The following is a 13,672-nucleotide window of genomic DNA, read 5'->3' on the forward strand; positions in this document are numbered from 1 at the left end:
GAGAAAAACATGGCAAGTCTGGAAACACCAGTTTGTGATTTTGGTTGGAAGGCAGTAGATTTTGATCTGCCCGGGGTAGACGGACGGCGCTATAACCTCGCATCCGCCCAGGGCGAGAAAGGATTGTTGGTCATGTTTATATGTAACCACTGCCCTTATGTAAAGGCGATCCGTGATCGAATCGCGCGCGACGTGAACGAACTGCGCGACGCAGGTATCGGCGCGATTGCAATCATGTCGAACGATCCGGCCGACTATCCGGAGGACTCCTTCGATAACATGGCTAAAGTGGCGAGCGAATTTGACTTTACATTCCCTTACGTTTGGGATGAAACCCAGGAAATAGCGAAGGCGTACGGAGCGGTTTGCACGCCGGATTTCTTTGGCTTCAATAGCAAACTTGAATTGCAATACCGCGGGCGATTAGACGCGTCGCGCAAGGAGGCGGCCCCTGCTGATATAAGGCGCGACCTGTATGAGGGCATGCTGCAAGTAGCCAAGACCGGGCAGGGTCCGAGGGAACAGATACCAAGTATCGGTTGCTCGATCAAGTGGCGGATGGAATAGTGCTGGAAGCTGTCGTTGCTGCCATCAAGTCCGTGGCACAGCAGGAGATCCTGCCGCGCTACCTGAGAGTCGCGCGCCAGCGAAAGGCTGACGGCAGCCTCTTTACTGAAGCGGATATCGCCACTCAGGAAGCATTGTCGCGTGAACTATGCGAGATTTATCGAGTCCCCGTTGTGGCGGAGGAGATGACGGAACAGGAGCAAAAGGACCGTTGGGAAGTGGGCGACCGCGGACTTTGGTGCGTGGACCCCATCGATGGCACGACAAACTTTGTTAACGGCCTGCCCTATTTTGCCGTATCGGTTGCCCTGATGCGTCATGGGAGAAGTGTTCTCGGCGTAGTGTATAACCCGGTTTCGGATGAAATGTTTTATGCTGAGAAAGGCTGTGGTGCCCACCTCAATGGTGAGAGGCTGCCCATCAAGGCACATGTGCCGGCATTACGGGGCGCGGTAGCGAACATTGATCTAAAGCGACTCAGCCCGGAACTTGCACAGGCGATTTGCTCCGCAACGCGGCCTTTCTCTTCCCAACGCAACTACGGATCTTGCGCCCTTGAATGGTGTTACACCGCCGCGGGCCGCTTCGACCTGTATCTGCACGGGGGACAAAAGCTGTGGGACTACGCTGCCGGCAGCCTCATCCTTGAAGAGGCGGGGGGTCATATGTCCGGCTTCGATCGCGATGATTTCTGGGCGGAACCACTCTGGCAACGTCCTGCCATCGCGGCCCTGGATCCCAACCTTTTCTCCCAATGGCGGGATTGGGTACGGGCGCATAGATAGCCTCTAATTCGTCCTCATTTCAGTTCCGAATCTAGACTCCGTCCATGACAACTTCTCAACATGGGAGGTACTGCCGCGTTGTCGCAGAACCGCCCCCAGAGAGCCATGAGAAGGGGGGTAAGCAAGGCGCCTGCGGTAAAAAGAGAAAGCTTTCCCTCACTATCATGTCTTTACAAATTAATATCCAACGATTGTCGCTTTTCGGCGACAATCAAAAAACCCTTAACAACAAGACGTTACCCCAAAACTCTTGAAATACGGTCGAGTTTGGCGACACTCTTGAATGATAATTTTAAGGCTAAGTTCCTGCTTTTGAACGATTAATATTCTGGCACAATTTGTGCTTACTCCAAGTAAAAGATTATTTTCAACTCTTAAGTTGCCTATGCCCGACTTGCCGTTATAGATCGCCGTCCTTCATCAGTTTGACTTATCGAGATATCTGAGGTTCAAAACTGATGCATAGAAATTTCTGCCCGACGCCGTTCTTTATACCCTCAGTTGCCAAGTTTATTCGCATCTCAACCAACTTAACTAGATTTCTAGATACTTTCCCATGCAATTACACAACGATGAAAATATGCGTGTTGATCGAGTACATCGACCCGCGCCTGTAGGAACGAATGGAATACGCAAGACCCCGGGCCCTGGGCCAGCAGCTCGTATTAAGGTCCCTGATTTCCTTGAGGAACCGACGGATGAGGCCTGTTTTCTCACGCGGGGCGACTTTAGCATTCGCCTCAACGCCTCCTCGAGGCTTCGCAGCGAGGTGGGCGCACTGATCAAACGTATGTACTCGTGGCGAGGTTATGAGACCGAGAATCTGGTTGTGTCATCTCATAACTCCAATCGGCTTACGCTTGAAGCAACAATGGGCCGCCGCGTGGTGGGCACGCTCACCTTGGGGTTAGATTCGGAAGAAGGTCTATGTGCTGATGAACTTTATTTTGACGAAATCAACGAGTTTCGTCGGGAAGGCAGAAAGCTGTGCGAACTCACGAAGCTTGCAGTAGATCCGCAGTACAGCTCAAAGGAAATCCTCGCTTCGCTGTTCCACTTAGCCCATATTTATGGGCATAAGATTCACAAAGCGACCGACTTGTTTATTGAAGTGAACCCACGTCATGCAGGTTTTTACCGCCGCATGCTCGGGCTCGAGCAGATCGGGGAAGAACGGCCGTGCCGCCGTGTCCAGGCGCCCGCGGTACTGATGCACCTGGAGTTGGACTATGTTAATGCTCAGATCTCTTCTCTGGCAGATTCATGCAGATCCAGCGAAAGATCCCTCTATCCTTATTTTTTTTCGAAACATGAGGAAAAGGATTTAGCCAGAAAGCTTGAGCGACATAATAGCTAGCAGGTACTGTTACCAGATGTTGTAGCCCATAATCGTTGTGTTGGGACGCACTTCATGTGCGTCCGATTTTCATTCCCCAGAGCACTTCCTCCTCGTTCCTCGTTTTCGCAAATCTTGTCTTTTGATCCTCTCCCAGTCTCCCCCTGAAAAGGCTCATACGGGACATGAGGCGGTTAACGCATCCCCCGAGCGTTGGCCTTCATACCCCGAACGAATATCGCGCCTTAATAACGCTTAGCGCAGGATTTCAAGCATACGCTATACTGGTGGCGACGGATGAACCGACGTTGCTCTGCTGGCTTGCGCTTGAGGCGGAGATCATAAAAACTAAGTTAAAACGTTACGACGAGGAGTCTAAGAATGAAAAAGATTATCAATGTAGCGATCCTTTTTGCAGCTGCCTTCATACTAACCCCCGTCCTGGCAGCAGAGCCGAAATACAACGCGTTTTATGTGTTTGGCGATAGCCTGTCCGATACGGGGAACGTCTTAGCCATAACCAAGCTTCAGAAAATCGACCCGGCAATCCCTCCGTCAGAAAGCCCCCATCAGACTTACTATCAAGGCCGGTTTTCGAATGGTCCCGTCGCGGTTGAGTATCTCTGGCGTCAACTGGATGACAACGCATCTCTTACCCCTTTTTTGTCTAAGCCAAAGATCCCTTCAACCGGAGGGGTCAGCTTTGCATTTGGCGGCTCGACATCGGGGTATCTCAACCAGATGCCCGGGGGATTATACGTCCCCGGGGTCCTGGGGCAAATCGAGCTATACCGCAAAGTCTTGAATGGCAAAACCGCCAACTCCCGTGCACTGTATGCGGTATGGACTGGAGCGAACGATTACCTTATGGGGAGAACGGATCAGCCAAGCGAAGTCGTTACAAACATTAGCAAAGCCATACAGACCCTCTACTCATTGGGCGCACGCAACTTCCTGATACCGAACCTCCCCGACCTAGGTTTAACGCCAATGGTTCAGGTAAATGGGGGTGGAGCGGACTTCATGGCGCTCACTCAAAGCCATAATGCACAGCTGGCTCAGGCGCTTAAGCAATTGACTCAGCGGCTGCGGGGAATCCAGATTTTTTACGTGGATCTGTTTACGCTATCACAGAATCTGCTGAGTGATGATAAGAAGTTCATGCTTATCCCTCCTGCTCTGGAAGTTCTGGCCCCAGGGACAGGAGCGACAGACTGTTTTATAACGGATCCTTCCATCTGCCCAGACGTGGATGTGAGCGCGGAATTGCCGCCCCCCCATTTAGTTTTCTGGGATCTGATGCACCCCACCACTTTTATCCACAAGCTTTACGGCGACGCGATGCTTGAAAGCCTGAAGGCAAAGAAATAATTCAACAAACCCTATTTGTCGAAAATTCTTACAGATTAATAAAAAGTATCCCTTAGCACTATAGTGAGATCAGTTAATAGTTCTTTTGGTGCAAAGAGTTGCGTGACGCCTTTCGATTTCGGCATAGAGCTTGCTTGAGTGCTACCGAGTATCTGTGAAACATCGAAAGGATGCACGCGCCTCTTTTTATTAACTTTTTGGGACTTGCGATATGAACAAGACGATAACTACACTCCTTGCCGCAGCGGGAATTGCTGCATCTGCTCCAGCAACAGCCATAGTCGTGGGCGGCATTGATTTTGGAGCGCTCGGTGCAGACCCTTCTCGTACTCACCTGGAAACTGCGACCCTGGCTCAAACCCTCATAACTGGCAACGGGCAGAACGCAACTGCGTATGGTTTCATTACTACTGTTAATGGCGACAATACTTATTGCGCTGACGGGAGCGGCAATTGCGGACTTTTTTATGTCGCAAATTTTAACAATTCACAAAACTTCTCCGCGAGCTATGTCGAGTTCAGTAACACGACCGTTTCAGTTTTTTTTAGCAATGCCTCGCCTTTCAATCTGCTGTCTCAAGATTCCCCGAGCAACCTCGCCACGATTCAGGCGCTTAATGGCGGAAGCCCATGGGCAACGTTGCACGGTCACAATAACCTGGGCGGTACAGCGGACCCGTCAGCTGTTCTGAATGCTGTTGGTCTCTTTACCGGCGGCACGCTGAGCGGCGCGAGCTTTGGCTTGTTTGATGTATCAGGACCGGGAGATACCAATGTGATCAATTTTCTTAACGCAAACGGTGTTCTTGACGCGGCGGGTAATCCTACAGACATCGCACTTACAGCATCTTTCAACAATAATGTGTTAAATGCCAACGACGTATCGGGAGGCTTCTCCAATGGCTGTCAAAATGGCACAGCCGTAGCGGGAGCATGGTGTTTCGAAGGGACCGCAAATCTGCGGGGTTCTACCGAGATCCCTGAGCCGGGCATGCTCGCGCTTGTCGGTATAGGTCTTCTGGGATTCGGCGCAGCTTATCGCCGCCGCAAAGCATAATAATTGATCGCAACGCTTAGCTAGATACAAAAGCGCCTACTTCCGTGGGCGCTTTTTTTACGAATTAATGTCTGGGGCTCTAGCGCAGCCGTTCCCCGCGCGATTGACCCGCTGTGGCCAATTTCCCGCCGAGGGGGAAATACGGTCAGCCCAAGAGGAAAATTAGACCACATCCTTCCGCACACAAAACGATGCCAGGCAGTAACGAAACCAGCCGGTTTTTCCCGGATTTTTCCCGTTTTGCCCCCACCCCAATCCCCGTAAAACAGTATTACCCGCCCACACTAAAGTTTTCCCTATCCGCCCCCGGACACTTACTGTTTCGACACAAGGTCCTTCGCCAATACGTCTCCGCCTAGGCTATTGATGGGGAACCTGTACCGCCGTTAACTCTGCCCTGTACTGATCAGCAAATTGAAACCTCTTTCATAACCGAGCGCCACAGGCTCGACCTTATTTTTCAATAGATCCTCCGGGGCATATCAGACACAGCAAAAATTCGCAATCTCAGCCTCTTCTGTCGCTCATGTTGACACCTTCATATGAGAGGACGCTAATAACCTACCGGGAAATACGCTATTTCTCCTGTTCCATCAGCTAGTTATGTAAATAAATCGATAGCAGGCACGCCATTTGCTTATAAGGATGCGGGGCCTCAAGTTTTTAAAAACTCCAAACCCGATGTTAATTTTAATAATCCTTTAAAGATCAAATTATGAATAAGACGATAACTACACTTCTTGCCGCCGTAGGGATTGCCGCATCCGCTCCGGCATTAGCTGTCACTGTGGGCGGAGTTGATTTCGGAACACTGGGCGGAGCTCCCTCCCGCACTCATCTGGAAACTGCCACGCTAGCCCAAACTTTTGTCAACGGCAATGGCCAGAATGCGACGGCGTATGGATTCATCACTACCGTCAATGGTGACAATACCTATTGCTCCGACGGAAGCGGAAACTGCGGACTTTATTATGTTGCGCAGTTCAACAATTCACAAAACTTCTCCTCGAGCTATGTCGAGTTCACCAGCTCGACCGTTTCCGTGTTCTTTAGCAATAGCGCGCCGATCAATTTGTTGGTTCAAGATTCCCCCACAAACGTAGCGACCATCCAGGGCCTCAATGGCGGCAATCCCTGGGCAACGCTGACGGGCCATAATAATCTTGGAGGCGCAGCGGATCCGTCGGCCGTCCTCAACGGTGTCGGCCTGTTTACCGGCACAACTCTGAGCGGTAGCGGCTTTGGCTTGTTTGATGTGTCAGGCCCGGGCGATGTGAATGTGATTAATTTTCTCAACGCAAACGGTATTCTGGATTCGGCAGGCAACCCGACGGATATAGCACTTACCAGCTCCTTCAACAACTTTGTGCTGAACCCGATGGACCTCGCCAACGGATTCGCGGGAGGTTGCGCCAACGGAACCGCCGCTGCCGGCGCCTGGTGCTACCAAGGAACGGCAAACCTTCGCGGCTCTACCGAAATTCCTGAGCCGGGCATGCTCGCGCTTGTTGGTATCGGTCTTCTTGGGTTCGGCGCAGCATCCCGCCGCCGCAAAGCCTGATCGTCAGCCACAGTACTTAAGTTAGAAAAAAAAGCGCCCACCTTGGTGGGCGCTTTTTTTTCTTTAAATTAGGGCCGTTAACGCGGTGAATACCGCCCCGGCGCGAGCAGTCCCTCGGGGTCGAGTTCGCGCTTGAGGGCAGATACAATTTGCCAGTAGGGCGCCTCCGGTTTTATGAAGCACTCCATCGAATCTACTGTGGCCCGATAAGGAATGCAACCGATTTCCCGTCCAGCCTCAATCAGCGCAGTGTAGCATTTTACCGCCCGTTCAACGGCCTCTTCCCTGGCCCGGTCGAACAGTAGCGGCACCGAGCTGACAAAACAACGATTAGACAGGCTCGTTAGCGTTATCAAGGGCTCCACACGATGCGCAACACAGATTCCCCGTACCATTTGAACATACTCCCGCACCTTTTCAGCGCGCAATGGTACGAGCGGGGTGTACCATATCAAGCCGCAACCATCACGTGCAGGATTCAACGGTGTGTTACCGTCAGGTTTCTTGCCGGAAATCCAATACGCCAGAGGTAGCGCGACCTCGCTGGGCGAACCGGCCAGCGCCTGTAACGTTTTATCAAGCGTCGCGAGCATGTTTTGCAAACCCTGTCCCGCCTTTCCTGGCATAAAATCGCTTAGTCGCTTGAAATTCCCTACGGAGCGGGGAGTGAAAAATACCAGTTTTTTAAAAGCGCTCGGCAAGTTCTTCCTGATTAGCTTCTTTACAGCGCGAACCACGTACGGATGTCCATATATTGCGCCCGTCCCCATCCAAGGCATTACCTGATTCTGTCGTGCTATTTCCGATAAGTACTGCTCGTCGATCAACCCGTTTTGGTCAAGGTGATCACGAGGATAGGGTTCCATCATCGATAACACTCTACGCATGTCCAGCAGATTGATTGAACCAAGGTCGGCTCCAACGTCGCGCAATAAGTCGCGAATGGAGTCCACGGCACATTCGAGATCGCCATCTCCTGGCAACCCGAAGAAGAAGGCCTCCACCCGTTCCGGCAAGGGTGCAAGCGCTATGGTCATCTCCGTGACTATCCCAAATGCGCCCTGCGAGAAAATGCCGTCCAGGAACGGACCAACACCCCACTTGAACGCTTTATCGATCTCGGGACAACCTAATTCAGCCAGGGGCGGTCTATAAATCCTGCCATCAGGAAGAACCGCCTCTAGAGACATTACTGCCATAAAATGATCTGCGTAGGGGGTAATGCCGTAACCTCGCTCCAGGGCATTGCCGACTAAACTGCAATCCGGACCTGCTCCGGTGACTGGACAAAGAAACCTCAGAAAATTTTCGTCAAGATACTGCCGTAGAATGCGTTGGGTGACGCCCGGCTCAAGCGTAGCCAACCCTGTTTCAGCATCGAGTGTAATGGCGGTCATGTCGGAAAGGTCGACGATGACGCATCCATCGGCTGTCGGAAGAGAACTGCCGTACCCCCAATTATTGCCAGTGCTGATAGGGTATAACGGCACGCCGAATTCCCGGGAGGCCTGAACGATGCTCTGGACCTGGGCCTTGGAGATGGGCCGCACGGCTCCGGAAATGATCCGCTGGGTCCCCATGGTACAACTGCCATACCTTGCGCTTGCCGTCGATTGAGAGAACACTCTGCTGCTGCCAAGCTCCTCGGCTACTCTATCCAGGAATGCTCTACAATTCACAATAATCTCCTGGTGAAATCAGTTGGTTTGAAAGTCAGATACATGAGAAGGATTCTCTAACAGCACCTCTCGCGCTCTGAAGGTCGCCAACGGTCGGTATAGATCACCAAAGATGGCATTCGTTGAACAACACACCACCATTACTTTTCTCCGAATATGGGTACAGTCCAGCGGTTAATCCTGAGGTACCGCGCCTCTCGCCAGCTCATAATACCATTCACGCCTTCACTGAGCCGCTGCGCCGAAAGCCGGACTACATGCAAGTCCAGGGCCTGCGCCTCGTCAGATCCGGTCTGTGCACCTCGACATACTCGCAAAAGTATCCCTAGTCCAGTGCGGACCTCATTCTAACGGCAGCAAATAACAATAATCCAGCGCCGCTCCGGCTTGCCGCGCACTCGCTGCGAACTGACCTGATCACCGTCATGCCCCACATTTACTATTACGGCTGAGTTGGCGGACCTGTATCACTTCGTTGACGCGCCGTGTCTCGAAAGATTCGGCCTCACATTCCCCTGTAGATCAACTCGTCGTGTTTTCTGCCGTTATCCATTTAACGCTTATTCCGGATACCGCCAAATAGCGTTTAGAGAAATCCCGATAGGAGTTGAAAATGTCTAAAGTCCCAACAGAAATTGACGAGGAAGGTCTTATATTGTTGTCTGCCGGGCATACCGCCTTCCAGCTTTTATGGGCCGGGATTGAGCTTGATCTCTACGACAAGCTTTCAATTCGGCCAGCCCAAACACTGGACGAACTCGCCCAGTCCCTGAAATTGGCTCTTCAGCCGGCGCGGATTCTGCTCATTGGCTTAACAGCATTGGGAATTATCAGGTTAGAGAATGAACGTTACTATAATGCCCAATTGACGGAAGAGCGGATGGTAAAGGGTAAGCCGGGTTATGCCGGAACCATTCTTGGTTGGCAAGCGCATATCGTGTATCCCGGAATGATGGATTTTGTTCGTTCGCTGAAAGAAAGCCGTAATGTCGGCTTAACCAGGTTCTCCGGGACGGAGTCCAATTTGTATGGGCGCTTAACCCATGATAAAACCCTGGAAAAAGTTTTCCAGGACGCGATGAGCGGGCTGTCCAGATTGGCTAACCAATTCTTGCCTAAAGCCATGGACTTCAGCCCTTATAAGCTGGTGGTTGATGCTGGCGGAGGTGATGGAACCAATGCTCTGGCGATCGCACAACATCACTCAATGGTTAAAACTTGCGTGTTCGACTCCGCGTCCGTTTGCGAATACGCAAAGCATAATATTCAACAGGCGGGAATGACTGACCGTGTGTCTACTCACCCGGGTAATTTCTTTCATGACCCTTTCCCTTCCGGGACTGATTGCATTGTTTATTGCCACATTCTAACTATCTGGTCCATGGACAGAAATCGTATCCTGCTCAAGCGCACTTTTGATGCGCTGCCGGAGACGGGCGCAGTCGTAATTTTTAACATGATGGGTGGGGATGATGACAGGGGTCCACTCAGCACTGCTTTAGGCTCCCCATACTTTCTAGCCATTGCCACGGGTGAAGGCATGTTGCACCCATGGAAAGATTATGAAGCAGCTCTAGAGGACGCTGGTTTCCAACGCGTTGTGCGCCTGGATCAAGGCCTGCCAGTCAATCATGGAATTTTAGTGGGCTTCAAGAAATGATTCGGGTCTTCGCAGTAGTTTGAAAAGCCCGTGTCCAACTGACCGCTCACCTGTTTCGGCCATCCTTCAGCGGCCTGATCAGACGTGGTTAATCGATGCGTTCAATTATTAACGAAGGCGAGAATCCACAAGGACAAGGAGTTTTTATGAAGCTCTGCAGATTTTGGCCGGGCACCATCTATCTGTTGACGAGCGTTGGGACATGTTTCTCGCCCCCGCGTCGTGGAGGCGCGACGTCAAAATTATCGACGCCCCTACTAACCTGCTTGGGCCTTAATTTTCCTATTTAGCTGGATAGAAATGTATGCATGCCCCCACGTGTTTCCGACGTACGTTCTACCTATACCACGATCGTTCGAAAAAAAGCTGGAAAACCCGCCTGTTCCATTATTTGAGCCGATCAGTTAAGCCCTTATAATAACGTAGCAGAAACTTTACCTTCTTCCCCGGCAGTGGACCTCCAGTATTTGAGGAAACCCCGCGTTATGGTTATGACAGCCGTTAACCAGAAGACATTACCTCCAATAATCAAAGCCGCCAGTCCGGAGCGAGAAGCCGAGATGCGGGCGCAGATCAGAAAACTCGTGGGCGCTCGGGCCGCTCCATTTATGCGCCAATTGATCGGCGCCTGGTGTGTAATTATTGGTGCCATCTCGCTTGCGATCTGGCTGGACAACGTATGGATGAGTCTGGCCACGATATTTCTGGTCGCGACGCGCCAGAATTTGCTTGGGCTGTTGGTTCATGAGCAGGTTCATCGACTGGGCTCGCGAGGACGATATGGTGACTTGATAACAAATCTTTTTGCCGCTTATCCCCTGCTTGTATTGACGGTCGAGGGGTATGCTCAAGTGCATCTTGCACATCACAAATACTTCTATACGGAAAAGGATCCCGACTACGCTCGTAAATCGGGCACGGAATGGAGTATCCCTATGTCCCGGGGACAATTCGCGCGCATGTTGCTGCAGGATATACTTGGGATAAATATCGTGCGCCTGATTCGCAGCAAAAAGCTTGAAACAGATAGCGTGCGTGACGAGTTTCGCCGTCGCTACCCGACCCCGCAGTGGGTTCGCCCGACATTCTGGATTGTCGTCGCAGGTGCGCTGTCGTATAGCGGTGGGTGGGTGTATTTTCTTTTGTACTGGATTTTACCGCTGCTTACCGTTGCTCAATGCCTAGTTCGGTTAGGCGCGCTCAGCGAACACAAATACAACGTAAATTCCACGGAACTCAATGACTCCACGCATCTGATTGAACTTTCCTGGTGGGAGCGCGCGCTATTGCCCAATATGAATTTTACTTTGCATCACTACCATCACATGTTCCCTGGCTTATCATTCACAACTTTGCCACTTGTTCATCGCATGTATACCGAGGCAAACCTCGTGCACCGGGAAAATGTTTTGCATGGGTACGCAGACTTCATCCGTCGACGCATACTCGCCAAGTAACGCTCCTTGCTTGGAGCAAGCACTTTAGAACTCAGGCTGGGAGCAGTCGGCCGATCGCGGTTAAGCGTCAATCGCCGCTAACCGTCACGTATGGGTTGACCGTATCCATGAAGCAATCCGATCGGCATAACCGGCGTCAGGACAGGAAATGCAGTTCAGTTTAGACGCGGCCGCTCTGATCGAAGTGGCCAAAACAATCCGATAGGTCCACTGCCCGAAAATCCGAATTTTCCGCTGTATTCCATCCATCCCCATTTGGACCAGCCAACCCCCGATTACACGATTACATCCGCGGATTACGGCGCGATTGCGTAGCGCGTTTCTCATTTCTTACCTCCTCCTCTGTTAGCTGCCCGTTTTATATCAGCCCTTCGGCCATCTCCATAACACAAAGGTCATGAGTGGAAAAAATAAAGGTTGTCTTGAAATTGCCGTTAATTTCTTTCATCACCTGAGGAATACCGTCGCCTGACTTATGGCCAAAATTTGCGGTCGGCACGACGGCCAGGACAATTTTTGGTTGTGTCGCCAGGGCCATTGCAATTGCTACCCGTGGCCATCATCAACAAATGACTGGCCCGGCCAGTCCGAGGACCTGCATAGATACCGCATCTTTCCAAGGGCAATGAGAACAGCCTGGTAATGACTACCGCACCCGCCTCGGAGCGAGGCCAGATTCTACTGATGAAGGGACGGGACCTCTGGATTTTTGTACCGGACGTTTTCCAGCCAGTACGGCTATCACTATCTCAGCAGCCCACCGGCCAAGTAACAAACGGCGATTTGGCGCGAGCGAATTTTACCGGTAACTATACCGCTACATTTTTCGCGAAAAGAACTGATTGATTGTGAAAACCATTGCGTACTCGACCTACCCGGCATTGACAAGTGTCACGTACCAGAGGGTTTGAGATTGGGTGCGGTAGTCTAACTTCTGGTCTTATCGCGCCGAGTTTTACTTACTATTAAATCGTTTTCTTAAACCGGCTCGCGACGAGAACTTCAAGAAGCTGCTGGGGTACAGCGTCTAATCCGCGTGGTCATGGAAGACGCTCTCCGCCAGTCGGAAACATCCGTACTCGAATGTTCGGAAATGAACTGAAGGATCTGGAGGACAAGATTTTTACGAAAGACTATTTAAAAAAACTTCAATAGCGGGTGAATCAAAGTGCTACAAACTACTATCACAAACGGCCTGGAAGATCGAGCCACGCCTGTGTCTGAGTCACTCGATCTGGGCAGTATTTTCCATCAATACTTTGAAATCGTGCCAGCATTCTCAAGCGCGCTTAAGGACGAGGTTTTTCGGGTACGGCACCAGGTTTATTGTGAAGACCTGAAATTTGAATCTATGCGGCAGGACGGGCTTGAAACCGACGAGCATGACTCGAATTCGCTGCACCTTTTGATGCGCAGCGTCAAAACGGGGGAATTTATCGGTTGTACACGCATTGTGCGGCCAAGGCCGGACGATCGCCACTACCATTTGCCTTTCGAAAGAACCTGCGCCAAGGCGCTAGACCGGTCAATTATTGATCCAGCGGAATTGCCTCGCAATCGTATTGCTGAAGTATCCAGGCTGGCGGTTGTTGCGAGCTATCGGCGACGCAAAGGGGAGGCGAACAGCCCGGTAAGTCTTGCTGACGAAGACTCCGAGATAGGGAAGTCGCGGCGCTTTCCCTATATCCCGCTCGGACTCTATCTCGGTACGACCGAGCTCGCCCGCATAAGCGGTATAGATACTTTATTCGTCCTGACGGAACGGAGGCAGGCAGTGCATTTTTCCAAGCTCGGCGTCAAGCTGCAGATCATCGGGGAAGCGATTGAGCACCGTGGAGAGCGCGTCCCTGCGGTAATGAATGTCACGAGCATCATCGATGAGATGCGCACAATATTTCACTCTCTATATCATGCCATTGCCGCTGATATTCAAAGAGCCGTAACCTAATAACAGAAACGCTTCAGTAAGCCTTTAACGTGGAGGTGGTCCCGCGCGAGCAGTTCCACATTTAACGTTGCACGCTCCCCAATCCGTCTTCGCCTGGACGCTCCGTATGAATTTTCCCGCGTCCTTGGTAAGTTCCTACATGGCCCAGCCAAAAGGCAACAAGGGGAAAATCGTCATGCAATACTCCTCCTAAACATGCCATTGCCCGAAATTCCACAGATTGCCGCCAACCCCACCCGCCGCTGAAACAC

At 51.5% G+C, this 13,672-nt stretch carries 12 protein-coding genes; 10 read left to right on the forward strand and 2 right to left on the reverse strand.

What is annotated here, in order from left to right; genetic code table 11:
* Window positions 1–9: 9 nt before the first annotated feature.
* The 6 genes from R5L00_RS05645 to R5L00_RS05670 all read left to right on the forward strand — a co-directional run bounded on the left by R5L00_RS05645 (window position 10) and on the right by R5L00_RS05670 (window position 6,677).
* Window positions 10–567, forward strand: coding sequence for a thioredoxin family protein (locus tag R5L00_RS05645; RefSeq protein ID WP_317653715.1), 558 nt, complete (start codon window positions 10–12; stop codon window positions 565–567).
* Window positions 567–1,352: an inositol monophosphatase family protein gene (locus R5L00_RS05650; protein ID WP_317654121.1), complete on the forward strand. Its 786-nt coding sequence runs from the start codon at window positions 567–569 to the stop codon at window positions 1,350–1,352. The genes R5L00_RS05645 and R5L00_RS05650 overlap by 1 nt, the downstream gene beginning before the upstream one ends.
* 790 nt (window positions 1,353–2,142) lie before the next feature.
* Window positions 2,143–2,709, forward strand: a complete 567-nt coding sequence (locus tag R5L00_RS05655) for an N-acyl amino acid synthase FeeM domain-containing protein (RefSeq protein WP_411555606.1) — start codon at window positions 2,143–2,145, stop codon at window positions 2,707–2,709.
* Between the two features lie 360 nt (window positions 2,710–3,069).
* A complete protein-coding gene (locus tag R5L00_RS05660) occupies window positions 3,070–4,059 on the forward strand; it encodes an SGNH/GDSL hydrolase family protein (RefSeq protein WP_317653716.1) in 990 nt (329 codons plus the stop codon).
* Between the two features lie 211 nt (window positions 4,060–4,270).
* The gene (locus R5L00_RS05665; protein ID WP_317653717.1) at window positions 4,271–5,116 is read left to right on the forward strand and encodes a PEP-CTERM sorting domain-containing protein; all 846 of its coding nucleotides are present in this window, start codon (window positions 4,271–4,273) and stop codon (window positions 5,114–5,116) included.
* 715 nt (window positions 5,117–5,831) lie between these two features.
* A complete protein-coding gene (locus R5L00_RS05670; protein WP_107693664.1) occupies window positions 5,832–6,677 on the forward strand; it encodes a PEP-CTERM sorting domain-containing protein in 846 nt (281 codons plus the stop codon).
* 77 nt (window positions 6,678–6,754) lie between these two features.
* Here R5L00_RS05670 and R5L00_RS05675 read toward each other — a convergent pair whose 3' ends face one another.
* Complete coding sequence (locus R5L00_RS05675; protein WP_317653718.1) at window positions 6,755–8,356, reverse strand: FAD-binding oxidoreductase; 1,602 nt, start codon at window positions 8,354–8,356, stop codon at window positions 6,755–6,757.
* 613 nt (window positions 8,357–8,969) lie between these two features.
* Between R5L00_RS05675 and R5L00_RS05680 the strand changes: the two genes are divergently transcribed.
* Both R5L00_RS05680 and R5L00_RS05685 read left to right on the forward strand, forming a co-directional pair.
* A complete protein-coding gene (locus R5L00_RS05680) occupies window positions 8,970–10,016 on the forward strand; it encodes a methyltransferase (RefSeq protein WP_107693662.1) in 1,047 nt (348 codons plus the stop codon).
* Between the two features lie 491 nt (window positions 10,017–10,507).
* On the forward strand, window positions 10,508–11,473 hold the full coding sequence (locus R5L00_RS05685) for a fatty acid desaturase (RefSeq protein WP_317653719.1): 966 nt from the start codon (window positions 10,508–10,510) through the stop codon (window positions 11,471–11,473).
* Window positions 11,474–11,831: 358 nt separating this feature from the next.
* Here the strand turns inward: R5L00_RS05685 and R5L00_RS05690 are convergent, their stop codons facing one another.
* A complete protein-coding gene (locus tag R5L00_RS05690) occupies window positions 11,832–12,011 on the reverse strand; it encodes a hypothetical protein (RefSeq protein WP_107693660.1) in 180 nt (59 codons plus the stop codon).
* 104 nt (window positions 12,012–12,115) lie between these two features.
* Between R5L00_RS05690 and R5L00_RS05695 the strand changes: the two genes are divergently transcribed.
* Entirely contained in the window at window positions 12,116–12,319 is a 204-nt protein-coding gene (locus R5L00_RS05695) for an outer membrane lipoprotein-sorting protein (protein WP_258192641.1), read from the forward strand.
* Between the two features lie 322 nt (window positions 12,320–12,641).
* A complete protein-coding gene (locus tag R5L00_RS05700) occupies window positions 12,642–13,421 on the forward strand; it encodes a PEP-CTERM/exosortase system-associated acyltransferase (protein ID WP_317653720.1) in 780 nt (259 codons plus the stop codon).
* Window positions 13,422–13,672 lie beyond the last annotated feature (251 nt).

The organism is Nitrosospira sp. Is2 (genome assembly GCF_033095785.1).
Lineage (GTDB): Bacteria > Pseudomonadota > Gammaproteobacteria > Burkholderiales > Nitrosomonadaceae > Nitrosospira.

What these genes read in the sequence shown, in the direction of transcription:
- R5L00_RS05660 (WP_317653716.1), top strand. Translation starts at nt 3,070, where the DNA reads ATGAAAAAGATTATCAATGTAGCGATCCTTTTTGCAGCTGCCTTCATA.
- R5L00_RS05670 (WP_107693664.1), top strand. Translation starts at nt 5,832, where the DNA reads ATGAATAAGACGATAACTACACTTCTTGCCGCCGTAGGGATTGCCGCA.
- R5L00_RS05685 (WP_317653719.1), top strand. Translation starts at nt 10,508, where the DNA reads ATGACAGCCGTTAACCAGAAGACATTACCTCCAATAATCAAAGCCGCC.
- R5L00_RS05655 (WP_411555606.1), top strand. Translation starts at nt 2,143, where the DNA reads ATGTACTCGTGGCGAGGTTATGAGACCGAGAATCTGGTTGTGTCATCT.
- R5L00_RS05690 (WP_107693660.1), bottom strand. Translation starts at nt 12,011, where the DNA reads ATGGCCCTGGCGACACAACCAAAAATTGTCCTGGCCGTCGTGCCGACC.
- R5L00_RS05645 (WP_317653715.1), top strand. Translation starts at nt 10, where the DNA reads ATGGCAAGTCTGGAAACACCAGTTTGTGATTTTGGTTGGAAGGCAGTA.
- R5L00_RS05680 (WP_107693662.1), top strand. Translation starts at nt 8,970, where the DNA reads ATGTCTAAAGTCCCAACAGAAATTGACGAGGAAGGTCTTATATTGTTG.
- R5L00_RS05665 (WP_317653717.1), top strand. Translation starts at nt 4,271, where the DNA reads ATGAACAAGACGATAACTACACTCCTTGCCGCAGCGGGAATTGCTGCA.
- R5L00_RS05695 (WP_258192641.1), top strand. Translation starts at nt 12,116, where the DNA reads ATGACTACCGCACCCGCCTCGGAGCGAGGCCAGATTCTACTGATGAAG.